This is a genomic window from Burkholderia sp. AU45274 (assembly GCF_030482505.1).
Lineage (GTDB): Bacteria > Pseudomonadota > Gammaproteobacteria > Burkholderiales > Burkholderiaceae > Burkholderia.
This window is the reverse complement of sequence record NZ_JAUJQE010000007.1, coordinates 125,024-149,404: the sequence shown is the minus strand read 5'-3', so window position 1 is coordinate 149,404 and position 24,381 is coordinate 125,024. Positions and strand designations below refer to the sequence as shown.

The window sequence follows — 24,381 nt, the reverse complement described above, 5'->3', positions numbered from 1 at the left end:
GGTGAATGCCGGCGGGTTTTTTTTCGGGTTCTTCGCGGGTTTCCAGGCGGGCCGTTTGACGCCCCGTTTCCGGCGGTCGGGTGGCCGCGGTTCCAACGGCAGGTATCACCTGCGGATTCAACCCGGCATCGACGGAATCCAGCCAGTGCGTGTTGCGAACCCACCGACCGTCAGTCGGATGCCGCCGGCGACTCATTGCCCTGCGTCGCGCCACATTGATGGCAATGCGGGAAGAAGAAGAAATTCCGGCCACCGCATCCGCATACGTTGAAGAGCCGCAATCCGCAATGCACGCAGAACGTGGAGTCGTCGCCGCCGAGATTCCATTGTTTGTCGCAGGACGGGCAGCGCTTTTTCTCGAGTGAGCGAACGGCCTTTTCGTATCCGATCGTGCGCGCACGTTCTCCCTGGTCCTGCTGCAATTCGAGCCGCTTGCGTTCGGCATAGCGCTGAAAGGCCTTCATCATGTAAAGGCCGGCGAACACCGTGAGCGCAATGCCGACCAGGACCCGGACATAGCCGCCGAAATTCGGCAAGTACGGGACCAGTTCGATGAAAAACGCGCTCAGTGAAAACAGGCCGAAGCCATACACGAAAGGCCAGTAGCGCATCTTGCGATAGCGCACGAACAGCCAGATCGCCATCAGCAGAATCGGCAGTGTGAGCGCAAGCCGCAGTCCGAACACCTGCAACTCGTAATGCCGGTTCGCCTTTTCGAAGCGCTGTTGGGCTGCCGCGTCCGCGTCGGCGATTTGCGTGTCGACTTGAGTCTGCTGCGACGCCAGGGCCCGTTGCTGGTCGCCGATCGCATCGATCTGATGCTGCCAGTTGACGACCACGGCCTGGAGCGTATCCAGCTTGCGAGTTCGCGCCAGAATGTCCGGGTCCCTCGCACTGTCTCCCGTCACCGAGCGGGTTGCCAGCCAGTTGCGGAAACTTTCTTTCTCGGCCGCGTACTCCTTCGCGGCGCGTCCGCGAGCCACCTCCATTGCGTCGGCCTTCTCGGCAAGCGCGTCGTGCCGTGCCTGCAGATCGCGCCGGGCTGCATCCAGCCGCGCCTTCAATGGCGCATCCGCGAATTGCTCGACGACGGGCGGCCCGCCCCTCGGAGCGAAGGCCATGTCGCGAATCACGAGACTGCCGAGCATGTTCAGAAAGACAGCGAAGATGATCGCAATTACCCACGAGGCTATCCGCAGGAGACGTGCCGGACTGGTCAGGCCGTCGCTGGAAGTCATCATTGTTTTGCCTTTGTTGGAATGGTTATATAAGCGGGCTTGATTGTCGACGATTCCCGCACCCTTGTCGAACGTCCCCGGCTGGCCGAGAGCCGCTGGTCTTCCCCGCGTTTCCCGGAAATTCGCGACGAACCTGTTTTCACGGGCGATGCGTGTGGCTACAGGCCGAGCGCAGCCGCCGCGAGCGTCGCGACCTGCAGCCGTGTATCGGGCGACAGGCCGTCTTCGATCAGCCACACGGCCGACAAACCCGACCACGCGAGAATCCACTGCAGCAGCCGGCGCCTGTCGAGCCGCGCAGCGTCGGCCACGACTATGACACGCTGTTCGAAGCGCACCGGATCGACCGCAACATCGTGCGAAGGATTGCAGAACAGGTTCGCGTAGTCGAACGCGCGATCGCCGCGCAGGCCTTTCGGGTCGATCGCACGCCAGCCGCGATCGCCGAAATGGAGAATGTTGCCGTGATGGATGTCGCCGTGCAGGACGACTTCGTCGACGAGCGGCCCGTCCAGCAGCTGCCGCGCGACCGTTGCCGAGCGACGCAGCACGTCATTGGCTGACGCGTCGGACAGCAGCGCCTGAAACCAGTCATGCAGCGGCACGACCCAAGGCGGCTCCGAAGCACGATGCGCATGCAGCCGCGCGACGACATCGCACGCGATGCGCATCGCATCGTCGTCATGCCCCGATGCCGAAAAACCGGCCAGCGTCGGTTCCGGCTGCGCCCGTTCGAGCAGAACCGCATCGCTGTCGTGCTCCCACACCTGCGCGGCGCCTTGCCCGTTCCACCAGGTCATCAGCGCATTACCGCGACGTTCTTCGTCGCAGGTAGCGACTTTCAACATCGCCGGCCGCGATTGCCAGACGACGGGCAACAGGCCGCCGCTCGCGGTCAGGATCGGGCCGCCGTCAGGAACGAGGCCCCACAGGCCGAGGTATCGATCGAACATCACCCGATGCTACCGCCGAACCGGATCGCGCGCAGCACGGTTCGTCCAACGGTGCGTCACGCGGTCGCAGATGCGACGTGAACGGCCAAGGCACACTTTCCTAAATAAAATTTAGCCAGCCAAACTTTGGCTAAAGAATGTTCCGGTTTCGTGCCATCCCTTCGACAATGCGCGCCTTTCGTGACCGTCGGTGCCTCTCGCGCACCGGCCGTCACAGCATCGAAGAAGGAGCCCGACATGACCGACCACACCGCATCCCTGCCGCCGCCATCCGCGCCACCGCCACGCCGTCGCCGTGTGTGGCGCACGCTTGCGGGCGCGCTGCTCGGCCTGACGGTCGCCTGCGCGGGCATCGGCGCATGGACGATCCAGCGGATCTGGACGCAGTTGCCGTCCGTCGAGCACCTCGCCGTGTATCGTCCCGCGCTGCCGCTGCGGATCTTCTCGCGCGATGGCGACCTGCTGGCCGAATACGGTGTCGAGCGGCGCGAGTTCGTGCCGCTCGAACGCATCCCGCCGCTGATGCGGCAGGCGCTGCTCGCGGCCGAGGACGCGAAGTTCTACCAGCACGGCGCGGTCGATTTCAACGGCCTCGCGCGCGCGACGTTCGCGAACGTCGTGACGGGGCAGCCTGGGCAGGGCGGCAGCACGATCACGATGCAGGTCGCGCGCAACTTCTACCTGACGCGCGACAAGGTGCTGAGCCGTAAGCTCGCCGAGATCCTGATGGCGACCAAGCTCGAACGCGAATACAGCAAGGACAAGCTGCTCGAGCTGTACATGAACGAGATCTATCTCGGCGAGCGCGCGTACGGTTTCGCGGCGGCCGCGAACGTGTATTTCGGCAAGCCGCTCGACGCGCTGAGCGTGGGCGAGGCGGCGGTGCTCGCGGGGCTGCCGAAGGCGCCGTCCGCGTTCAACCCGGTCGTCAATCCGGCACGCGCAACCGCGCGGCGCAACTACGTGCTCGGCCGCATGCATGCGCTCGGCCAGCTCGACGACGCGACGTATCACGCGGCCGTCGACGCGCCGATCGTGCTGGCAACCACGCCGCCGCCGGGGATCATCGCGGCGCCGTACGTCGCCGAGCGCGCGCGCCGGATGATGGTCGAGCGTTTCCATGACGATGCCTATACGCTCGGCCTCGACGTGACGACGACGATCTCGATGCGCGACCAGCGCGCGGCCGAATCGTCGCTCGCCCGCACGCTGAGCCGCCAGCCGCGCGCGCAGCGCGATGCGCGCAACGGGCTCGAAGGCGCACTGGTATCGCTCGACGCGGCAACCGGCGACATGCTCGCGCTCGTCGGCGGCGCGGATTTCAACCGCAACGTATTCGACCATGCGCTGCAGGCGTATCGCCAGCCGGGTTCGAGCTTCAAGCCGTTCGTCTATTCGGCGGCGCTGGAAAAGGGCTACTTCCCGGGCGTGCTCGTCGACGATACGCAGCGCACGCTCACGCATGAGGAAACCGGCGCGCGTCCATGGCGCCCGCGCAATTTCGCCAACAACTACGAGGGATTCATTCCGGTGCGGCGCGGGCTCATGCGCTCGAAGAACCTGGTGGCGGTCAGCCTGATGCAGGCCACTGACGCGCGCTACGTGCAGCAGCACGCGGTGCACTTCGGCTTCGACGCGCAGCGCAATCCGGCGTCGCTGCCGCTCGCGCTCGGCGCGGGCGCCGTGACGCCGCTCGAACTGGCGAGCGCGTACAGCGTGTTCGCGAACGGCGGCACGCGGATGGAGCCGCGCCTGATCCTGTCGGTGAAGCAGCGTCACGGCGGCGCGATATACGAGGCGACGGCGCCGTCGGGCGAGCGCGTCGTGTCGGCGCGCAACGCGTTCGTGATGGACAGCATGCTGCGCGACGTCGTGAAGTCCGGCACCGCGCGCGGCGCGCTCGCGCTGCGCCGCGACGACGCGGCCGGCAAGACGGGCACGTCGAACGGCTCGAAGGATGTCTGGTTCGCCGGCTACTCGTCGGGCATCGTCGCGGTCGCGTGGCTCGGCTACGACACGCCGCGCCCGATGGGGCGCGCGACCGGTGCGTCGCTGGCGCTGCCGGTCTGGCTCGACTACATGAAGACGGCCGTCGACGGGCGTACGCCCATCGAGGCAACGCCGCCGCAGGACGTCGCACTCGTCGACGGCGACTTCGTCTACGCCGAATACACGCGCGGCACGTGCACGGCCGACGTGCCGTCGTACATCCGCAGCCGCTTCGCGTGCGGCGGGGCGGCGGCGGTGGGCGGCGCGTCCGACGCGCCGGGCAACAACGGCAAGCCTGCCGAGCCGATGCCTGCCGCGGTCGATGCGGCCGAGCGCGAACGTGTGCTCGACCTGTTCCGGACGGATGACTGACGCGCACCATGCATACGCTTTATCTGATTGCGATCGTCGCGGAAGCGATGTCGGGGGCGCTGATGGGCATGCGCCGCGGGATGGACCGCTTCGGGCTCGCGCTCGTCGGCGCGGTGACGGCGCTCGGCGGCGGCACCGTGCGCGACGTGCTGCTCGGCCACTATCCGCTCGGCTGGATCGCGCATCCCGAGTACCTGGTGATCACGCTCGTCGCGGCGACCGTCGCGTCGTGGGTCGCACGGCATGTCACGCGAATGAAGACGCTGTTCGTCACGGTCGACGCGATCGGCCTCGCGGCGTTTACGATCATCGGCTGCGATATCGGCGCGTCGACGGGCACCGCGCCGATCATCGTCGTGCTGGCCGGCGCGATCACGGGTGTCTGCGGCGGGATGCTGCGCGACCTGCTGTGCAACGAGATGCCGCTGATCCTGCGCGAGGAGCTGTATGCGAGCGTCGCGTTCGTCACGGGCGGGCTCTATGTCGGGATGCAGCATCTCGGCGTCGAGGCGGGCTTCGCGACGGTCGTCGCGCTGGCGGCCGGGTTCTCGATGCGAATGCTCGCCGTGCGGCTCGGGTGGAAGATGCGGACGTTCGGCGCGGCGGATCTCGAGCATTGAGCGGGGAGGCGCGCCGTCCGTGCGGCGCTGGGTGAGGGCGATGTCGGCCGGGGCGTTTGAGTGAGCGCCCAGGCCGAACGGAACGTCAGTCGGCCTGCATCACCTGGAAGACGTTGCCTTCCGGATCGACGCCGTCGTACATCGTGTACGCGAACCCTTCATAGCGCTTGAGGTCGCGTACCGTCACGCCGCTGCCGGCCAATCGGTTGCGATGTACGGCGATGTCACGGTCGATCGAGAACACGAACTTCACGTGGCTGGTTTCCGCGCGCGGTTCCGTGTGACCCGACATCGCGTGGCGGAACGCCGGGCCGGCGAGATGCAGCGCGAGTTCGATGGCGCTTGCGCCGAGCACGACCCACTCGTTTTCGATTTCCTCGATGACGGGTAGATCAAAATACCGTTGGTAGAACGCCTTCAGCAACGCGACGTCCTGGACGTACAGGATGATGCGGGTCATCGGAAGCGGCACGTGGGTCTCCTTGAAGGGGATTCGCGAAGCGCGAATGATGCGTCGTGACAGTCGTTGCCATCGATCAAGCAGGACATCGCGCGACGCAACGCTCATGCGACCTGCGGCACACGCCCGCGCTACGCCGGCACCATCACCGGCGGTGCACCGTCGCCGGTTTCCACCATCTTCACCGCGAATCCGTAGCACTGCGCGATGTGCGCCGGCGTCATCACGTCGCGCGGCGTGCCGTGCGCGACGATCGTGCCGTCGGCGAGCATCGCGATCGTATCCGCATGCCGTGCGGCGAGATTCGGATCGTGCACGATCGCGAGCACGCCGAGCTGCCATTCGCGTGCAACGGCGCGCACGGTTTCGAGCAGGCGGTGCTGATGTGCGAGATCGAGCGCGGCGGTCGGCTCGTCGAGCAGCAGGTAGCGCGGGCCGCTTTCCGTCGCATCGTCGTCCGGCCACAGCTGCGCGAGCACACGGGCGAACTGCACGCGCGCGAGTTCGCCGCCGGACAGCGTCGTGACGTCGCGGCCGACGAGTGCATCGGCGCCCGCGCGTTCGAGCGCGCACCACGCGATCTCGCGATCGCGAAGCGACGTCGCACCGCTGCGCCGCGCATGCGGATAGCGGCCGAGCAGCACGATCTCGTCGACGCTGAACGGGAACGCCGGCTGCGCGGCCTGCGGCAGCACCGCGCGCAGGCACGCGAGCCGCGGTGCGTCGATGCGTGCGAGCGGTTCGCCGTTCAGCGTGATGTCGCCGGTCACGCGCACGCCGTTCGGCGCGACGGCGCCGGTGAGTTCGCCGGCGAAGGTTTTCAGCAGCGTGCTTTTGCCCGCGCCGTTGCGGCCGAGCAGCGCGGTCACGCGGCCGGGTTCGATCGACAGCGACAGGTCGCGCAGGATCGCGTTGTGTCGACGGGCGACGTCGAGGTGATGGGCGGTCAGCATGATCGTCGTGAAAGAAGGGTTAGCCGCCGAGCGCGCCGCGGCTCTTCCACAGCAGCGCGAGAAAGAACGGTGCGCCGAGCAGCGCGGTCAGCACGCCGAGCGGAATTTCGGCGGGCGCGGCAATGGTGCGCGCGGCGAGATCGGCGGCGAGCGTCAGCAGCGCGCCGAGCAGCGCGGCGCCCGGCAGCACGACGCGCTGGTCGGGGCCGCACGCGAGCCGCACGCAATGCGGCGCGACGAGCCCGATGAAGCCGATGATGCCCGCGCACGACACCAGCGCGCCGACCGCGAGCGCGACCGCGACGAGCACGCGCCGCTTCAGCCGCTGCACGGGCACGCCGAGGTGCAGCGCCTCGGTTTCGCCGAGCTGCAACGCATTCAGCGCGTCGCGTTCACGCGCGAGCAGCACGCAGCCGATCGCGACGCACGGCGCGACGGCCGCCAGCGCGGACCATTGCGCGCCGCCGAGGCTGCCGAGGCTCCAGAAGGTCAGCGAGCGCAATTGCGCGTCGTCGGCGACGAACGTGAGGAGCCCGATCGCCGCGCCGACCAGCGCGTTGATCGCGATGCCGGCGAGCAGCAGCAGCGGCAGCGCGAGCCGGCCGCGCGACGCGGCGAGCCGATAGACGAGCGCCGCGACCGCGAGCGCGCCTGCGAACGCGGCGATGGGCAACGCGGCCGCGCTCACGTGTGCGGCAAAGAGCGCGGGGCCGAGCACGATCATCGTCGTCGCGCCGAGCGCGGCGCCGCTCGACACGCCGACGAGCCCCGGATCGGCGAGCGGGTTGCGGAACAGCGCCTGCATCGCGGCGCCGGTCGCGCCGAAGCCGCCGCCGACCAGCAACGCGAGCGCGACGCGCGGTGCGCGGATGTCGAACAGCACCGCGCGCGCTTGCTGTGCGGCCGCATCGCCGGTCAGCGCGGCCCAGGCTTCCGCGAGCGGAATGCGATAGGCGCCGACGCACAGCGCGACGACGGACATCGCGCATACGAGGCAGGCGAGCGCGGCCAGCGCGAACGGGGCGAAACGGCGCGACGCGCCGATGCGCGCGGCACCGGCGCTTGACGCGGGCGACGATGCGGGGAAAGGCGAAGCGTGAGCGGGCATCGGGTCGATCCGGAATCAGGCGAGCGCATCCGACAGGCGTCGGTGCAGGGTCGTGACGGCGAGCGGCAGGCGCGGGCCGAAGCCGAGCAGGAACAGCGCGTCGAGCGCGACCACGCGCTGCGCGCGGCCGGCCGGCGTCGCGACGAAGCCGGGCGTCGCGAGCAGCGCGGCGCGGCCGCCGACGGCCGCGAGCCCTTCGTCGGAGATCAGCACGATGTCGGGCGCGGCGGCGGCCAGCGCCTCGGTCGTCAGCGGCTTGTAGTGATCGAAGCCCTGCATCGCATTGCGCGCGCCCGCGTAGCGGATCATCGCGTCGGCGGCCGTGCGCTGGCCGGCGACGAGCGCCTGGTTGCCGGTATGGTTCAGCACGAACAGCACGCGCGGCGGCTGCGCGCCGCCGGGCGCACGGGCGGCGACCGCGTCGCGCGCGGCCTGCCAGTCGCGGTCGAAACGTTGCAGCAGCGCGGTGCCCGCGTCGCGCACGTCGAGCGCCTGCGCGACGCCGGTGATCTTCGCGCGCACCGATTCGACGTCGTGGCGTTCATCGAACGTCGTTACCGCAACGCCGGCGTTCTTGACTTGCGCGATCGCGGTGGGCGGGCCGGCTTCGGCCGACGCGAGCACGAGATCGGGCCGCAGCGACAGCAGCCCCTCGGCCGACAGCGCGCGCTGATAGCCGACCTTCGGCAGCCGCTTCGCGGCGTCGGGGTACGTGCAGGTCGTGTCGGCGCCGACGAGCCGGTAGCGCGGCGTTTCCGCGCCGCCGAGCGCGAACGCGGTTTCCGCGAGTGCGCCGCCGATCACGACCACGCGTTTCGGTGCGGCCTGCGCACCCTGGGCGAGCACGCTGCCGGGCAGCGCGCCCGCGAGCGCGCCGGCCGCCGCGCTCGCCAGCACCGCGCGGCGGCGCGGATCGAACGGTCGCCCGCTCACCGCGCGCCTCCGCGAGCCGCGGCCGGCAGCGTCGCGACGAGCGCACGCCAGTCGTCGCGTTCGACCTTGCCGGGCTTGCGCTCGCCGAACAGCAGCGCGACGTGGTCGCCCTGCCGGTCGAACAGCTCGAGCGACGTGACGATGCCGTCGCTCGTCGGCTTCTTCACGACCCACGCGGCGGCGATCAGGTCTTCGCGCACGTGCAGGTTGAAGCCCGGGTCGAGCACGTTGATCCACGCGCCAACCTCGCGCACGTTCGCGACGGGGCCGGTATGGATCTGGATCATCCCTGCGTTGCCGACGAACACCATGATCGGCTGGCCGCTCCGAGCGGCCTGCTGGAGTACGTGGCGCAGCGCATGTGTGGTTTCGACCGGATACGCGTATTGCGGATCGGCGAGCCGCAGTGCCTGCATGCGGCTCACGCCGAAGCGCTGCGTGATGCCGAAGAACTGGTGCGTGTCGGTCATCGTGTCCCACGCGGCGCGGAAGCCCGCGACGTCGATCTCGGTATCGGCGCGCTCGGGCGTTTTCGGCGCGGCGGGCGCGACCTCGAGGCCCGGCTCCTGCGACGGCGCACGCCAGCGCTCGACGAACGCGTCGTACGCGGCGTGGTCGCTGTGCGCGCGCAGGTAGACCTTGTGGATCGCATGGCCCTGCGCGTCGAAGAACTGCAGGCTCTTCAGCGGGCCGTGCGCGGTCTCGTCGCGCACCGCGAATGCCGATACCCAGTGACGATAGAAGATGCGCAAGTCGATATCGCCGAGCGCGAGGCCGACGGGGCCGTCGTGGCTCATCTGCGCGTATTCGCCGTCCTTTTCGTGGACAGCCGTGTCGTTGCGCGTGAGCGCCATCACGCGACCGAGGCGCGGCATTTCCTCGAACATCGCCGGAAAGCGCGCGTCGAGCCGCACGACGTGCTCGCCGACGAACGCGGCGAGCGCCTCGCCTTCGCTGACGCCGAGCGCCTGTGCGACGTCGCGGTTGCGCAGCTGGCGCTCGGTCTTGAGCTGGATGAACGCGTCGCGCAGCGCGGCGGCTGCGCGGGCCGGCGTGGTGGGTTGACCGGGAAGGGCGGATTGCATCATGTCGGACTCCTTCAAGTAACGGTTGGGGTGGCAGCGCGGGCGGCGCGCATCAGAAATCCACTTTCATGCTGACGGCGACCGTGCGACCGGACGACGTATACGCGTCGAGCACCTGCGAATCGGCTGCGATGCCGCGCACGTCCGACCAGTTCCAGTACTTGCGGTCGAACAGGTTGCGGATGCCGATCGTCGCGCTCACATGCTTGTTGAAGCGGTAGCCGCCGCGCAGGTCGACGACGAACGACGACGGCGGCGAGAAGCACGCCTTGTTCGAGCAGTCGGACTTGTCGATGTCCTTGTCGCGTTTCGCGGCCTGGAACAGCAGGTCGGTCTGCACATACCAGCGCTCGGTCGGCTCGTAGCGCACGCCGAACACGGCCGAGAACGGATTGACGGTGTTCAGCGGCTGGCTGGCCGCGCCGTCGTTCTGCGTCGAGCCCTTGGTGAAAGCCATCGCCGTCTTCAGCGTGATGCCGTTCGGCATCACCCATTCGGCGCGGCCTTCGAGGCCGTGAATGCGCGCGTCGGCGAAGTTCACGTACTGGAACACGAACGGGTCGGTGGGCCGGCCGCTGCCGGCGATCGTCGTGCGCGAGATGAAGTTGCGGTAGCGGCCCGTGAACGCGGCGGCGCTGTAGCGCACGACGCCGTAGCCGGTGCCCGCCTTGCCGCGCAGGCCGGCTTCGAACGTGTCGCTCGTCTCGGGCTTCAGGTTCGGATTGCCGATCGACGTGTAGCCGTACACCGGGTTCGAGAAGCTGCTGTTCACCTGGTCGGGCGTCGGCGCGCGAAAGCCGTGTGCGTACTGTACGTACGGAATGACCGCGGGCGTGATCTCGTAGAGCACGGCGACGCGCGGCGACAGTTCGTTCGCGCTCGTCGATACCGCCTTGCCGGTGAACAGCGGATCGTTGGCGGTCGGGTTCAGCCGGTACGTGTCGAAGCGCAGGCCCGGCGTGACGAGCAGGCGCCCGTAGCCGATCTGGTCCTGCACGAACGCGCCGAACAGCGTGTAGTCGGTGTCGGGGAACGCCTTGTTCGGGAACGCCTCGCCGACGCCCGGCACCGTGCCGTCGCGCAGGTTCGTCACGCGCGACACGCTGCCGTCGACGCCGTAAAGCAGCTTGTGCGCGAACGGGCCTGTCGCGAAGCCGCTTTCGGCGAACGCGGAGCCGCCGAACGTGCGCTCCTTGTACTGGTTGTCGCGCGAACGCGAAGCCGCCCGGCCGCGCGTCTCGAACGCGTATTGGTCCTGCTTCGCGTCCTGGTAGTAGAACTGCACGTGCGCGGTCTGGAACCCGCGGAACGCGTCGTCGCGGAAATCGTAGTCGACGCTGAAGCGGTTGCGTTCGAGCCGGTCGTAGGTCGTGAGGCCGAGCGTGGTCGGCGGGCTGATCGCCGACAGCACGTCGGTGCTCACGCGGCGCTGCACCGTTTCGGCGGTGAACCTGATCGTGTCGCGCGTGGTCGGCGTCAGCACGAGCTTGCCGAGCAGCGATTCCGAATAGACGTCCTGCGGGTTCGACGTGGTGCGCAGCGTGCTTGCCGAGTTGTTGCTGCCGCGCGTGTCGACCTCGTGGCCGCGCCGGCCGTCGGCGATGATCATCCCCTGCACGCGATCGTTGCCGCCCGCGGCCGACACGGTCGCGCCGACGCTGCGGTCGGCCGAGTCGTAGCTCGGCCGGAACGAGAAGTAATAGGGTTTGTTGTAGATCGACAGCAGGTCGCGCGGATCCTTCGTGATGAAGTTCGCCGCGCCGGTCAGGCCGTCGCTGCCGTACAGCGCCGAGGCCGGCCCGCGCAGGATCTCGATGCGCTTGAGCGTGTCGAGATCGGCGTAGTCGCCGCGCCCCGCTTCGAGCGGGCCGAATGAAAACGCGTTCGGCAGGCGGATGCCGTCTTCCATCAGCAGCACGCGATTGCCTTCGAGGCCGCGGATGTTGATGCTCGAATCGCCGTCGCGGCCGCCGCCGAGCGCGGCGTTGCCGGGCCGGTACGCGGTGCGGCGCACCGTGACGCCCGGCTCGTAGCGCAGCGCGTCCTTGATGTTGGTGGCCTGCTGTTCTTCCAGATCCTCGTCGGTGATTACCGACACGGACGCCGCCGTGCGGCTCGCGGCCGTGGCGGTGCGGTTGGCCGTGACGGTGACGGGATCGAGCAGCGCCGCATCGCCGCGCGTGGACGCGGCGACGAGGAGGGCGGCAGGCGGGTTGGCGCCTTGCGGCGTCGAATCGGCGTGAGCCGTGGCGGCGGACAGGCCGAACGCGCCGAACAGCGCGGCACAGATCGGCCGCCGCGCCAGCGTATAGCAATGCACAGGTGGTCTCCCATTGATGATGACAAGCCCGAAGGCTGGCTGGGTGACGCGTTCACCTGGCTGGCCCGCCCGCGCACGGAAGGCGGCGAGCGGCGAATTGAAAGGCAACTGATAACTTTACCAGTGTAAATGAGAATTATTATCAATACAAGAACGGAAAGCGGCTCGCGTGGGTGAGCGCTTACCTGCGCGGCTCGGGCGAGCCGCGGCGGGAAATTCGGGAAAAACGCGGGCGTGAACAGGCCCTAGGCCAGCGCTTCGATGCGGATCAGCAGGTTGCGCGCATGCGTGATGAACGCATCGTGCGTCGCGCGATCGCCGTGGCTTTCGAGGCCGGCCTGCTCGGCGAATGCGATCTGTTCGGTGTAGAGGTCGACGAGCGCTCGGCGTGTGTCAGGGGGAAGCGCGCGGATCATCGACACGATCAGCAGTTCCTGCGCGCGAAGCGTGCCGGACAGCGTCTGGACGTTCATGCTGGCCTCCATCGGACGATGCGGCGGCGAGCCGCTCTTTCCATACTAGGCGGTCGGCGGTCGCAGCGCAGGCGCGGTGTTGGCGACGAGGAGACGGAATGCGATTCGACGCGGTAATCGACGCTGCCGTTGCGCGGCGCGAAACGCGCCACGCGTGGCCGGCGCACCGTGAATTGACGCGTGCAGGGAAGCGAACGGAATCAGCCGGCCGCTTTCGCCGCCTGCGCATCGCGCACGACCTGCGCGACGCGTTCGACGAACTCGACGTCGACGCTCGACAGTGCTTCGCGCTTGCCGTCGGGCATCTCGACCATCAGGCGATACGTGACGTCCTGCGTGGCCCATGAGAGATAGCCGACGACGGCGAGCATCACGCCGACGACGAGCGCGGCGCTCGATCCGGCGATGCCGCCTGCGACGGCGACGGCCGCGCCGATCAGCGAGATCAGCGACGGCACGAGGCGGTTCTTCGGAATCTTGACGACGTCGACCTGGCGGATGTCACGGAGTGCGAATACCTGCCCGGCGGCCGACAGGCCGTTGCGCGTGATCATCACGCCACGTTCGTTGAATGCGTTTTCCATCGTGTGTTGCGTGGACGAAAACGCGCAGCGTAGCAGGTTTCGTTGCGGCATCAAACGAGACCGACTGCCGCACGATGGGTGCGGCGCGGGTGAAACCAGGCAAGCGGATGGAGCGGGAAGTCGTTCAGAACTGCAGGCGGCCGTCGCCGTAAAGCCGGCCCGGCACGTGCGAGGCGACGACCTCGGCGATTTCTTCGTCGGTCGATTCGGCCGGCACGATCTGGCGCCGCGCGGGCGCGTCGAGATGCATCGTCCATTCGACGAGGCGATACGGCCGGCCCCACGGGCGCTGCATTTCGACCGATACGCGGCAGCTCTGGACCGGCATCGAGTGTTGGCACGTCAGAATCGCGTGCAGATGGCTGAAAACGGTATCTTCGATCATCATGGCCTCCGATCCTGTCTTGTCTTGTGGGCAATCGATGGCGGCGCCGTCGGCGGTTCAAAAAAAAGCCGCCGATGTTCAGGCGGCCAACAGGGGGGGTGAGAGCATCCTCTCAGCCCAGAATTAAGCGAAACTTAAAAGCCCATAAAAAAGCGCCCCGCGTGGAGCGGGGCGCTTCTTGTCGTCGTGATCCGCGTGTTAAGCGGATGCTTTAGAACTTGTGACGGATACCGATACGTGCGGCGATCTGGTTCTTCGAACCCGTGCCCGACGTATTGAAGTAGCTCGTGCTCGAGCCGATCTGCGCTTGCACGCCCTTGCCCGATGCCTGCTGGTACACGACCAGGCCGTACACGTCCGTACGCTTGCTGAGTGCGTAGTCGGCGATACCGTTGACCTGGTTCCAGTGCCACGAGTTGCCGCTTTGCGTGGCGTTCGTGTACGTGTAGCCGAGGCCGCCCGACAGAGCCGGCGTGAAGGCGTACTTCGCACCTGCTTCATACGCGTTGTAGAACGTGCCGCCCGCGCCCGACACGGTCGAGAACTGCGTACGCGTCCACAGCAGCCATGCCGTTGCCGGGCCCCAGACGTAGCGGCCACCGACGCCGTACGTGCGCAGGTCGCGGACGTTGCCCGTTGCGATATTCGCGATCGTCGTCGAGAAAGCCGGCGTCGACTGGCTCGGGAAGCGGATGTCCGTGTACGCTGCGCCCAGCGAGAACGGGCCGTTCGCGTAGTTCAGGCCGAAGCTGTATGCGCGCGACGAGCCTGCCGTCGTCGTCGTGCCCGTCGTCGTCGCCGGTGCGCCGGCGAAGTCCGTCGAGTTCGAGAAGCCGTACAACGCGCCGAACGTGAAGCCCGAGTAGTTCGCGCTCTGGAACTTCACGGCGTTGTTGATGCGGCTCGACGTGAGCTGGTCGAGGTCGTTCACGTGGTACGCGTAGTTACCCGCGACCGTGTTGCCGCCCGTCGAGTAGTTCGAGCCGAGGATGTCGGTCGAGAACGAGTACTGGCGGCCGAACGTGACCGTGCCGTATTGCGACTGGCTCAGGCCGACGTAAGCCTGGCGGCCGAAGATCGCGCCACCCTGGCCGATCGTGCCGTTACCGCTGTTGAAGCCGTTTTCGAGCACGAAGATCGCCTTCAGGCCGCCACCGAGGTCTTCGGTGCCGCGCAGGCCCCAACGGCTGCCCTGGGCAACGCCGTCGTCGTACTTGAACAGCTTGCCCGTACCGCCGTTGGCGGTCTTGCTGTGGTTCACGTAGCTGATACCGGCATCGATGACGCCGTACAGGGTCACGCTGCTTTGTGCGTGCGCCGTGCCGGCCGTTGCTGCCAGAGCGGCGATGGTCAACAGTTTCTTGTTCAAAGGGTTCTCCGAGCGAATAAATGGCGTGTCCAGTTGCGGTTCCGGCGCTCTCTATGGGCGCTTTCACGTACCGGCGGCAACTTTATCGAGGGGCCACGTAATGAATATGACAGCGACTGTCATATGAAGAATCTGTGGCGTCGATGCGACACCGAATTCTGCCCGGTTGTATAGCCGGTGGTTATACCGATTCAGACTGAGATTCGACCGGAATCAGGAATATGCACATGAAATAAGCTTGGTTGGCGGCGTTCCGGCCCCATGCCACGATCCGTGTTCCAACAAACGACACGGGACAGAGGACACCATGCGACGTTCATTCCTGACCGGCCTCGGCGCACTCGCCGCCGCGCTGGCATTCGCGGCGCCCGGCGCGCACGCCGACCCGCAAACGCTGAAAATCGGCACGATGAGCGGCCCCGACGCACAGATCTGGACCGAGGTGACGAAGGTCGCCGCGCGCGAAGGTCTCGCGATCAAGGTCATCGAATTCAACGACTACGTGCAGCCGAACGCGGCGCTCGATTCCGGCGATCTGGACGCGAACGGCTTCCAGCACCAGCCGTTCCTCGACAGCCAGATCAAGCAGCGCGGCTACAAGATCGTCAACGTCGGGCTCACGTACACGGCGCCGATGGGTTTCTACTCGAAGAAACTCAAGTCGCTGAAGGACTTGCCGGTAGGCGCGAAGGTCGGGATCCAGAACGATCCGTCGAACGGCAACCGCGCGCTGCTGCTGCTGCAGAAATACGGGGTGATCAAGCTGAAGCCGGGCGTCGGCGCGAACGGCGTGAATGCCACGCCGCTCGACATCGCCGAGAACCCGAAGAAGATCAAGATCGTCGAGCTTGATTCCGCGCAACTGCCGCGCGCGCTGCCCGACGTCGATGCCGCGTCGATCAACACCGACTACGCGGTGAAGGCCGGGCTCACGCCGGTGAAGGATGCGATCGCGATCGAGGATCTGCGCGGCCCGTACGCGAACCTGATCGCGGTGCGCGCGCAGGACAAGGACAAGCCGTGGGTGAAGAAGCTCGTCGCGGCCTATGAATCGGACGACGTGCGCAAGTTCATCGACCAGAAGTTCGGCGGCGCGATCATCCCGGCGTTCTGAACGTTTTCACCTACCGGATGGCCGGATATCGACGATCCGGAAAGCAAATCGCCCGCGCAAGCGGGCGATTTCGTTGGTGCGGGCGGGTATCGCGATACGCGCGCGCCATGCTCCGGCGCGCAAACCGGCCGCTCAGGCCGACAGCAGCGAACCCGTGCGGATCGCGGTCGCGCCGGCAATCCGCGCGACTTCCATGCCGGCTGTGGCGAAGCGCACGATCTGGCGCGCGTACAGCACGCCCGACACGCTGCTCTTCAGCGTGACGACGCGATCGGTCAGCGGATCGACGATGTCGGCCACGGCCTGCCCGGCCTCGATCATCACGCCGACCGGCGTGCGGAACACGATCACGCCCGACACCGGCGCGACGAGCGGATCGGTGCCCGCGAGCGGCGTGGCCGGATGCGCGAGCGGCGGCAGCGGCGCCGGCGTGCCGTCGACGACCCCACGCTCGGTCAGGTATTCGACGATCGCCTGTGCGTCCTTTTCGGCGAACTCGTACGACACGTCGCGCTCGCTGCGCAGCTCGATCGTGACGGAAATCGCACCGTTCGGGATCGGGAAGCGGTCGCCGAAGCGGTTGCGCAGGTCCGACCAGCAGAAGCTGTGAATCTCGTCGAACGGGTTGCCGACCGAATTCAGCGCGAGCAGCGACGCCTGCGCGTCGAGGTAGCGCGACAGCGGCTCGACGTCCGGCCACAGATCGGGATTCGTGTAGAGGTGCATCACCGCATCGCTGTCGCAGTGCAGGTCGAGCACGATATCGGCGTCGAACGACAGCTTCTGCAGCGCGAGGCGCTGCGAGTCGAGCTCGGTGCGCGGCTTCTGCTCGTCGAGCGCTTCGCGCATCGCGGCGCGCACGGCGACGAGGTTGTGCTGCGCGTCGTGAGTCAGGCGGTGTTCGACGCGCGGCAGCACGAGCGCCGCGAGATCGTAGAAATTGCGGTTGAAGTTCTGCATCGAGCCGAGCTCGAAGCGGCCGAGGTGATCGCCGAACACGTGTTGCGACAGGCCGATCGGGTTCGGCACCGGCACGATGACGACTTCGCCACGCAGCTTGCCGGCCGTCTCGAGCGCGGCGATCTTGCGGCGCAGCAGGGTGGCGACCAGCATGCCGGGCAGTTCGTCCGCGTGCAGCGACGACTGGATATAGACCTTCTTGCCGCCGCGCGGGCCGTAGTGAAAGCTCGTGATCTGGCGTTCGGTACCGACGGCGGGGGAAATCAGCGGATGGGTCTGCGTTTGCATGATGGGGGAGTGCGGCGCAGCCGCGAATGATCCGGTGTGCGTGGAAGATCGATTGTACGTTGCCTTCCTCGCCGCCATCAAACCGGCGCCAGAACACGCCGTTTCTCGTTGAGAATCATCAGGTTGGGGCGGAAAAAATAACGCTGCCGGCACGGCCCGCGCAAAAAAACGGGCTCCTTGCGGAGCCCGTTCGTGCCGAGGCGAAGCGTGCGCTTGCCGGGCGGATTACTTGCCGTAGACGTCGAAATCGAAGTACTTCTTCGCGATCTTGTCGTACGTGCCGTCCTTGCGCATGCCGGCGATCGCGCCGTCGATCTTCGCCTTCAGGTCGGTGTCTTCCTTGCGCAGGCCGATGCCGGCGCCGTTGCCGAGCGTCTTCGGATCGTCGATGTCCTTGCCGGCGAAATCGAAGTTCGCGCCGCGCGGCGTCTTCAGGAAGCCGATTTCAGCTTGCACCGCGTCCTGCAGCGCGCCGTCCAGACGGCCCGAGATCAGGTCGGCGTAGACCTGGTCCTGGTTCTGGTAAGGCACGACGTTCACGCCCTTCGAGGCCCAGTACGTCTTCGCATAGGTTTCCTGGATCGTGCCCTGCTCGACGCCGACCGACTTGCCCTTCAGCGATTCGGCCGTCGGCATCAGGCCGGTGCCCTTCTTCGTGACGAGGCGCGTCGGCGTGTTGAACAGCTTCGCCGAGAAGGCGATCTGTTCCTGACGCGCCGGCGTCATCGACATCGACGACAGCACGCCGTCGAACTTGCGGGCCTTCAGCGCCGGAATCATCCCGTCGAAGTCGTTTTCGATCCATACGCACTTCGCGTTCATGCGGCGGCAGATTTCGTTGCCGAGGTCGACGTCGAAACCCACAACCTTGCCGTCAGCGCCTTTCGATTCGAAAGGCGGGTAGCTTGCGTCGACGCCGAACCGCACGGTCGTCCAGTCCTTCGCATACGCGGTGCCTGCCGATACGGCGAGCAGGGCTACGGTCACAGCCGCAAGAATCTTTTTCACTCGGTGACTCCTCGTTTTGTTCGATGGGTGCGCGGTTGTGCCGCGCCGTAAGCCTTCGGCCCGGCGCGGCTTCGCGACAGGCTGTCCGTTTCGCCCACCCGATGCGGGCGCGCGACGTGCGGAAGATTATCAAGACAAAATACCGGCAGGGCGCCTAGGACAAGCCCCGATACCGGGCCCGGCGGCGGCGCATGAGGGGCGCCGCCGTTTCAGACACAGGAACGATTCAGCCGAGCGTTTCGTTGACCGCGCGCTGCAGGCACGTGACGAATTGCGTGACGGCCGGCGTGGGCAGCAGGTCGCGCCGCGCGATGATCGACAGGTCGAAGCGCGGCATGGCTTCGTCGAGTTCGGCCGTGCGAATGCCCAGCGGCGCGACCATCGCGGCGAGCGGGCGCGTGAAGCAGCCGATCACGTCCGAGCGCGCGACGAGCCCGAGCGTCACCGCGAACGACATCGGCGAGCGCAGCAAACGTTTGGGCAGCGGCAGCCCGTGCGCCTCGAACATCCCGACCATCACACTGTGCGGAAACTGCTCGGCGCCGACGGTGACGATCCACTCGGCATCGAGCAATGCCTCTAACCGGCGCGCATGCGCAAGCGGGTGGCCTTCGCGCATCACGACGGTGAATTCGGTCGACAGCAGCGGCGATTGCGTGAAATCGCGGTCGAGCGCGGGCACATGGTGCATCGCAGCGATGTCGAGCGTGCCGTTGCGCAACTGCGCGAGCGCGTCGGGCACCGTCACTTCCTCGAGATGCAGGCTCACGTTCGGCATCGACTGGCGAAACGCCGTCACCGCGTGCGGCAGCGCGGTCAGCGCGATCGACGGCATCGTGCCGACCGCCACGCGCCCCGACATCTCGCCTTTCACCTGCTCGACGGCCTCGACCGTGCGGCGGATATCGCCGAGCAGCTGCTCGGCGCGCGGCAGCAGCGCATGGCCGCACGCGGTCAGCTCGACGCCGCGCACGCTGCGCGCGAGCAGTTCCGCGTTGAGCGCCGTTTCGAGCTCGCGGATCGTATGCGTGACCGCGGGCTGCGTGACGCCAAGTTCGCGCGCGGCGGCGCGCAGGCTCTTGTGATGCGCGGCGGAGACGAACGCCTGGAGCTGCGCGAGGTTCAGGGGGTTGCGGATGCGGGTCATCGATCGGGTCCGGTTGGCGCGATGCTGTGGCGGAATTTGATTGCAATCCTGACGGTTGCGTGCGCATGGGTTTATGTCACCTTGGCTCGGGCATGCGGCAGGTGCGGTCGTGGCCGCGACGGCGATCGTCGTCGGGCTGGTCGTGATCAAGCCGTTTCGATGCGGGTAGTCCGCGCGTGCCGCAATGGCAGGTGCGGCGAGGCCCTACGCCAGCGCCATTTCGACAGCCGTCAGCGTGCGGCGCCGGATCCAGCCGCTCGCCATCCGGATCGCGAGCCAGTACGGCATGAACAGCAGCCGCGTGCGGGCGGTCGGGCAATGCACGAAGGTTTCGGTGCGCAGCAGGTGCACACCCGACGCGAGTCCGACGACTTCGAAGCGGAGCACCAGCTTCGCATCGCGCGGATCGTCGTGCCGCACGAACGCCGCCGCGTCGGCGATCTTCAGCACGCCGAGATCCGGGCGCCAGAAGCGGCCGATCAGGCCGAGCGACAGCGTCGTTTCGTCACGATGCAGCGGCGTGAACGCATGGAGGCCGAAGCGTTCGCGTTCGACGCGTGTGGTGCCGGGGCGCAGCGACGCGGCAACGGCTGCCGGGAATTCGCGGACGTTGAGCAGCGCGTCGACGATCGGATCCGTGCGCATGTCGAGCGTGGCGACCGTGTCGATGATGCGCGCCGGCGCGGCATCGATCGGCTTCGATTCGTGCACTTCGTGGAAGCCGAACGACGGGATGAACGGCGGCTTGTGCGCCGACGTCCGGGTGCTCGATTCGGAGACGATGCCGAGCGCGTTCATGGGGGCTCCCGAAGGCAAAGCCCGATCGTAGCACCGGGGGCGGATTCGCGTCGCACTGCGCCCCATCAACAAAAAAAGCCTGGAAACTTGCGTTCCCAGGCCTGGAGACCATCAACGATGATGGTGGAGGAGACGATGTCGTCCCGATGCGCGCCGTCCTTCTGCCGGCGACGTCGCGCACGATTCGCGGTCAGATCGCCCAGCCGCCGAGATAGAACGTGACGAGCACGGCCGCGATGAGCACGGTGCCGACGTTGAGCTTGCGGAATTCGCCGCTGGCGATGCGGCCGATCACGAGCGTCGAGAAGCCGAGCATGATGCCCGTCACGATGTTCGCGGTCAGCACGATGAACACCGCGCACACGAGGCCCGACATCGCGTCGACCATGTCGTCCATGTGCAGCTTGCTCACGCTGCCGAGCATCAGCAGGCCGACGTACATCAGCGCCGGTGCGGTGGCGTACGACGGCACGAGGCCCGCGAGCGGCGAGAAAAACATCACGACGAGGAACAGCAGGCCAACCACGGCGGCCGCGAGGCCCGTCTTCGCGCCGGCGGCCACGCCGACGCTCGACTCGATGTAGGCTGCCGCCGGCGCACCGCCGAGGAAGCCGGAGAAGATCGAGCTGAGCGAGTCGGCGGTCAGCGCACGGCCGCCGTTGATGATGCGGCCGTTCTCGTCGAGCTGGCCGGCCTGGCCCGCGACCGCGCGGATCGTGCCGGTCGCGTCGAACACGGCGGTCATCACCAGCGCCAGCACGCTCGGCAGCACGGCCATCGACAGCGCGCCCTTGATGTCCATCGCGCCGATCAGCGACGCATGGCCCGGTGCGCTCAGCGACGGCAGCGCGAAGATGCCGTGGTACTTCACGCTCGGATCGAAGACCAGCCCGAAGATCGAGATCGCGATCACGACGAGCAGGATGCCGCCCGGCACGCGACGCCTCTCGAGGCCGAAGATCGCGGCGAGGCCGATGATCGACATGATGACCGGGAACGCGGTGATCTGGCCAAGCGAGACCGGCAGGCCGGCGCCCGGGTTCTTGATCACGAGGCCGACGTCGTTCGACGCGATCAGCAGCAGGAACAGGCCGATGCCGATCCCGGTGCCGTGCGCGACGCCCGCGGGCAGGTTGCGCAGGATCCACGAACGCACGCCGGTGACGGAAATGCCGGTGAACACGAGGCCCATCAGGAACACGGCGCCGAGCGCGACCGTCGGCGACAGCCCCTTGCCGAGCACGAGGCCGAACGCGGTGAACGCGGTCAGCGAGATCGCGCAGCCGATCGCGATCGGCAGCTTCGCCCACAGGCCCATCAGCAGCGAACCGAACGCGGTCGTGAGGCAGACCGCGACGAACACGGCGCTCGTGTCGAAGCCGGCCTTGCCGAACATGCCGGGGACGACGAACACGGAATAGACCATCGCGAGGAAGGTCGTGACGCCGGCAATGATCTCGCGGCGCTGCGTGCTGCCGCGCGACGAAATGTCGAAGTACCGGTCGATGACTCCCTTGGTGCCAAAGTCAGTTTCTTCCGCGCCGACGCCGACCGTCGGCTGCACCGGGGTATCACTCATGAGCTTGCTCCTTTATCAGCATGCTGAAACGGCCCGTAGCGAACCGTCGTCAGGGTGTCTCGTATCTAGTTGGGATTGTCGGCAACGTCGTGGGGACGAATGACGCGTGATCCGTGTCGTTCCGTGCGAATCGAGACGATCGCGTGGGTGTCGCGTCGTGCGACGCGTTGTGGTGTCGACCCCGTCACGTGTGCTTTGCCGTAGCGAAGGTTAGGCGAACCGCCAATCACGTCCCATTGGGGGAAGAGCATGCAGCGCATGTCTCAGCGCTTATATCGGCGTGCAACGGGGCTCTGTCGCGTCGACACGCGTGTATACGCCTAGTTCGAATCCGTTAAGGCGATTATTTGAATGCAGGGTCGACGGGCAAGGGGGAAGCGAGGGATGCATCGAAAATTACAAATTTCTTTCATGGTGGCCGGGCAGGCCGGTGGAATCAGGGGCCGGTGACGGGATCCGCCGCCGCGCGCAACCTGCATTCGGACGAGGGCGCCATCGCGCCGAGGCGGTTTTCGTCGCCGCCCCGGCCTCAATTGTGCGCGAGATGGTCGAGGTAGGCGCGGAACATGTCGGCCATCGCGTTCGCATACGCGTCGATTTCATCGGGCGAGCGCTCGCTTTCCGAAAACGCCTTGCCGGCCGCGGTGAGCGTGGTGATGATCAGGTCGCAGGCCAGTTCGCGCGTGGCGTCCGGTGCATCGGGCAGCGCCTCGCGCATGAACGCCTGGAAGATGCGGTTGCCGGCCGCCTTCGCTTCGTGTGCCTCGGGCGCGTCGCGATAGAGCGGCGCGGCGTCGTCGAGCGCGATGCGCATCCGCGCCTCGTCGCATTCCGAACGGATGAACGCGTGAACGGCCGTGCGCAGCCGCTCGGGCGGTGTCCGGTTCACGTCCTCCAGCATCCCGCGCAGCATCTCGGCCGTCTGCCGCCACTCGTCATGCTGCAGCCGGAACAGCACGGCCGCCTTGTTCGGGAAGTACTGGTACAGCGAGCCGACGCTCACGCCGGCGCGCTCGGCGACGCGCGCCATCGTGAAGCGCTGCGCGCCTTCGCTCGCCAAAACCTGAACAGCAGCCTGGAGGACGGCCTCGACGAGCTGGGTCGAGCGAGCCTGCCGAGGCAGCTTGCGCGTGGCAATCCGGGCGTTCGGGCGGTCGGTCATGCGTGGCTGGCCAATGCGAATAGTAAAACCTGAATAGTTCGTCATATTCTAACCAGGTGCACCGACGCACTCAACCTGAACCCGGAGATTCGCATGACCACCCTGACGCTCGACCCGCTGGCCTCGCTGCTCGCACGCCTGTTCGACGAAGCCGACGCCTCGTCGCCCGCGACGAGCCCGGATTTCGCCAGCCTGTCGCGCGACGAGCAAGCGCGGCTGATGCGGAGCAAGACCGACTACACCGACTTGTATGCGCGCCTGAAGGACTATCCGCTCGCCGTGTCGCGCGAGACCGGCACGCTGCTGTACATGCTCGCGCGCAGCGGTGGCGCGCGGTCGATCGTCGAATTCGGCACGTCGTTCGGCATTTCGACGCTGCATCTCGCGGCTGCGCTGCGCGACAACGGCGGCGGCCGGCTGGTCACGAGCGAGTTCGAGCCGTCGAAGGTCGTGCGGGCGCGGGCGAACCTGGCGGCGGCCGGGCTGGCCGATCTCGTCGAGATTCGCGAGGGCGATGCGCTGCGTACGCTGGCCGCCGATCTGCCGGATTCGGTCGACCTGCTGCTGCTCGACGGTGCGAAGGCGCTGTATCCGGAGGTGCTTGCACTCGTCGAGCAACGGTTGCGGCCCGGCGCGTTCGTCGTTGCCGACAATGCCGAGTTCAGCCCCGACTATCTCGCCTACGTGCGCTCGCCGGAGAACGGCTATCTGTCGGTGCCCTTCGGCGGCGATGTCGAGTTGTCGATGCGGATCGGCTGAGTTTTGCGGTACGTGATGACGGCATGCATCCATTCATCAAGAATAGGATGACTGATCAATATGATGCGAGAGACGGACGACACCGCAGTGACGCCCGTCGCTTCGTGCGCCGCGCCGTCGTGTGTTATTTCAGGAACACGTAGCGCGCGAAATACGGGAAGCGGCCGACCGCATGCTCGGTCGAACACGCTGCATCCGGCGGCATGCCGCCCGCGGTATCGAGCCGCTGCACGAAGCGCACGCCGGCGAGCGTGCCGGCCGCGGCTTTCGCGTCCGTTGCGGCCGGCGTCGCGGCGAGCAGGAGTTGCGGAATGCTGCCCGGGCTTGCGCTTGGCGCTTCCGCGAGTTTCTTGCCGGTAATGCGGCTGCCGTCGAGCGCCTCCCATGACGGCCCCGTGCCGTGCCGGACGACGAGCGTGCCGCTCGCGTCGAACAGCATCGCTTCCGGGTGCTGGAACACCCACGCGAGCTTGTGTCCGGCATCGTAGTCGCACGTGTAGACCTGTAGGCCAGCCGCGGTCGTCGACAGCACGGGCGTGGCCGGCTGCGGCGGCGCGAGGCCGGCGGAGTCGTCGGCGCGGGCGGACGACGCGCAGAAGGCGAGTGCAACGCAGGCCACGGCGGCCGGTAGCATGGGGCGTTTCGGGAAGCGGCTTCGCATGGCGAGGCATCCTTTCGGGTCGGGTGACGGGTATTCGTCGACGAACCCGTAAACGCTAGACGC

General features: G+C 67.2%; 23 protein-coding genes. 4 read left to right on the top strand and 19 right to left on the bottom strand.

The features are described from left to right. Positions 1-170: 170 nt before the first annotated feature. Together QZM35_RS24680 and QZM35_RS24675 are read right to left on the bottom strand one after the other, a co-directional pair. Positions 171-1,238 carry a zinc ribbon domain-containing protein gene (locus QZM35_RS24680; protein ID WP_179255130.1) on the bottom strand — a complete coding sequence of 356 codons (1,068 nt, stop codon included), beginning with the start codon at positions 1,236-1,238 and terminating at the stop codon, positions 171-173. Positions 1,239-1,396: 158 nt separating this feature from the next. Beyond that, positions 1,397-2,191, bottom strand: coding sequence for an aminoglycoside phosphotransferase family protein (locus QZM35_RS24675; protein ID WP_089433428.1), 795 nt, complete (start codon positions 2,189-2,191; stop codon positions 1,397-1,399). Positions 2,192-2,428: 237 nt separating this feature from the next. Here QZM35_RS24675 and QZM35_RS24670 point away from each other — a divergent pair, with 237 nt between their 5' ends. Further along, complete coding sequence (locus tag QZM35_RS24670) at positions 2,429-4,552, top strand: penicillin-binding protein 1A (RefSeq protein ID WP_301776990.1); 2,124 nt, start codon at positions 2,429-2,431, stop codon at positions 4,550-4,552. 8 nt (positions 4,553-4,560) lie between these two features. Next, positions 4,561-5,172, top strand: coding sequence for a trimeric intracellular cation channel family protein (locus tag QZM35_RS24665; RefSeq protein WP_301776989.1), 612 nt, complete (start codon positions 4,561-4,563; stop codon positions 5,170-5,172). 85 nt (positions 5,173-5,257) lie between these two features. Here the strand turns inward: QZM35_RS24665 and QZM35_RS24660 are convergent, their stop codons facing one another. The 10 genes from QZM35_RS24660 to QZM35_RS24615 form a co-directional block, all read right to left on the bottom strand. After that, positions 5,258-5,644, bottom strand: coding sequence for a VOC family protein (locus QZM35_RS24660; RefSeq protein ID WP_301776988.1), 387 nt, complete (start codon positions 5,642-5,644; stop codon positions 5,258-5,260). Positions 5,645-5,763: 119 nt separating this feature from the next. After that, positions 5,764-6,585 (bottom strand): heme ABC transporter ATP-binding protein, encoded by an 822-nt coding sequence (locus tag QZM35_RS24655; protein ID WP_301776987.1) that lies wholly within the window; start codon positions 6,583-6,585, stop codon positions 5,764-5,766. A 19-nt stretch (positions 6,586-6,604) separates the two neighbouring features. Further along, the gene (locus QZM35_RS24650) at positions 6,605-7,693 is read right to left on the bottom strand and encodes an iron ABC transporter permease (RefSeq protein WP_089428924.1); all 1,089 of its coding nucleotides are present in this window, start codon (positions 7,691-7,693) and stop codon (positions 6,605-6,607) included. 15 nt (positions 7,694-7,708) lie between these two features. Continuing rightward, entirely contained in the window at positions 7,709-8,626 is a 918-nt protein-coding gene (locus tag QZM35_RS24645) for a hemin ABC transporter substrate-binding protein (RefSeq protein WP_301776986.1), read from the bottom strand. Beyond that, on the bottom strand, positions 8,623-9,714 hold the full coding sequence (locus QZM35_RS24640; protein ID WP_301776985.1) for a hemin-degrading factor: 1,092 nt from the start codon (positions 9,712-9,714) through the stop codon (positions 8,623-8,625). Before QZM35_RS24640 ends, QZM35_RS24645 begins: the two co-directional genes overlap by 4 nt. Positions 9,715-9,763: 49 nt before the next feature. Then, positions 9,764-12,031 (bottom strand): TonB-dependent hemoglobin/transferrin/lactoferrin family receptor, encoded by a 2,268-nt coding sequence (locus QZM35_RS24635; RefSeq protein WP_301776984.1) that lies wholly within the window; start codon positions 12,029-12,031, stop codon positions 9,764-9,766. A 245-nt stretch (positions 12,032-12,276) separates the two neighbouring features. After that, complete coding sequence (locus QZM35_RS24630; RefSeq protein WP_089429221.1) at positions 12,277-12,504, bottom strand: hypothetical protein; 228 nt, start codon at positions 12,502-12,504, stop codon at positions 12,277-12,279. A 200-nt stretch (positions 12,505-12,704) separates the two neighbouring features. Next, positions 12,705-13,088 (bottom strand): DUF6232 family protein, encoded by a 384-nt coding sequence (locus QZM35_RS24625; RefSeq protein WP_089428928.1) that lies wholly within the window; start codon positions 13,086-13,088, stop codon positions 12,705-12,707. Between the two features lie 124 nt (positions 13,089-13,212). After that, the gene (locus QZM35_RS24620; RefSeq protein ID WP_011353838.1) at positions 13,213-13,473 is read right to left on the bottom strand and encodes a DUF2866 domain-containing protein; all 261 of its coding nucleotides are present in this window, start codon (positions 13,471-13,473) and stop codon (positions 13,213-13,215) included. Positions 13,474-13,684: 211 nt separating this feature from the next. After that, the gene (locus QZM35_RS24615; RefSeq protein WP_089428929.1) at positions 13,685-14,842 is read right to left on the bottom strand and encodes a porin; all 1,158 of its coding nucleotides are present in this window, start codon (positions 14,840-14,842) and stop codon (positions 13,685-13,687) included. A 307-nt stretch (positions 14,843-15,149) separates the two neighbouring features. Here QZM35_RS24615 and QZM35_RS24610 point away from each other — a divergent pair, with 307 nt between their 5' ends. Then, positions 15,150-15,956: a MetQ/NlpA family ABC transporter substrate-binding protein gene (locus tag QZM35_RS24610; RefSeq protein ID WP_089428930.1), complete on the top strand. Its 807-nt coding sequence runs from the start codon at positions 15,150-15,152 to the stop codon at positions 15,954-15,956. Positions 15,957-16,088: 132 nt separating this feature from the next. On the opposite strand, the gene QZM35_RS24605 is transcribed toward QZM35_RS24610, so the two are convergent. From QZM35_RS24605 to QZM35_RS24580, 6 genes are all read right to left on the bottom strand, one after another. Next, positions 16,089-17,204: a succinylglutamate desuccinylase/aspartoacylase family protein gene (locus QZM35_RS24605; protein ID WP_069252629.1), complete on the bottom strand. Its 1,116-nt coding sequence runs from the start codon at positions 17,202-17,204 to the stop codon at positions 16,089-16,091. Between the two features lie 225 nt (positions 17,205-17,429). After that, complete coding sequence (locus QZM35_RS24600) at positions 17,430-18,212, bottom strand: ABC transporter substrate-binding protein (protein ID WP_089428931.1); 783 nt, start codon at positions 18,210-18,212, stop codon at positions 17,430-17,432. 226 nt (positions 18,213-18,438) lie between these two features. Then, on the bottom strand, positions 18,439-19,359 hold the full coding sequence (locus tag QZM35_RS24595) for a LysR family transcriptional regulator (RefSeq protein ID WP_175238759.1): 921 nt from the start codon (positions 19,357-19,359) through the stop codon (positions 18,439-18,441). A gap of 204 nt (positions 19,360-19,563) precedes the next feature. Further along, entirely contained in the window at positions 19,564-20,157 is a 594-nt protein-coding gene (locus QZM35_RS24590; protein WP_301776983.1) for a hypothetical protein, read from the bottom strand. A gap of 190 nt (positions 20,158-20,347) precedes the next feature. Further along, on the bottom strand, positions 20,348-21,736 hold the full coding sequence (locus tag QZM35_RS24585) for an NCS2 family permease (RefSeq protein ID WP_301776982.1): 1,389 nt from the start codon (positions 21,734-21,736) through the stop codon (positions 20,348-20,350). Between the two features lie 529 nt (positions 21,737-22,265). Then, on the bottom strand, positions 22,266-22,943 hold the full coding sequence (locus tag QZM35_RS24580) for a TetR family transcriptional regulator (RefSeq protein WP_089428934.1): 678 nt from the start codon (positions 22,941-22,943) through the stop codon (positions 22,266-22,268). Positions 22,944-22,991: 48 nt separating this feature from the next. Here QZM35_RS24580 and QZM35_RS24575 point away from each other — a divergent pair, with 48 nt between their 5' ends. After that, on the top strand, positions 22,992-23,657 hold the full coding sequence (locus tag QZM35_RS24575) for an O-methyltransferase (protein ID WP_089428935.1): 666 nt from the start codon (positions 22,992-22,994) through the stop codon (positions 23,655-23,657). A gap of 124 nt (positions 23,658-23,781) precedes the next feature. Here the strand turns inward: QZM35_RS24575 and QZM35_RS24570 are convergent, their stop codons facing one another. Beyond that, positions 23,782-24,318 (bottom strand): DUF3455 domain-containing protein, encoded by a 537-nt coding sequence (locus tag QZM35_RS24570; RefSeq protein WP_089428936.1) that lies wholly within the window; start codon positions 24,316-24,318, stop codon positions 23,782-23,784. Positions 24,319-24,381: the final 63 nt, after the last annotated feature.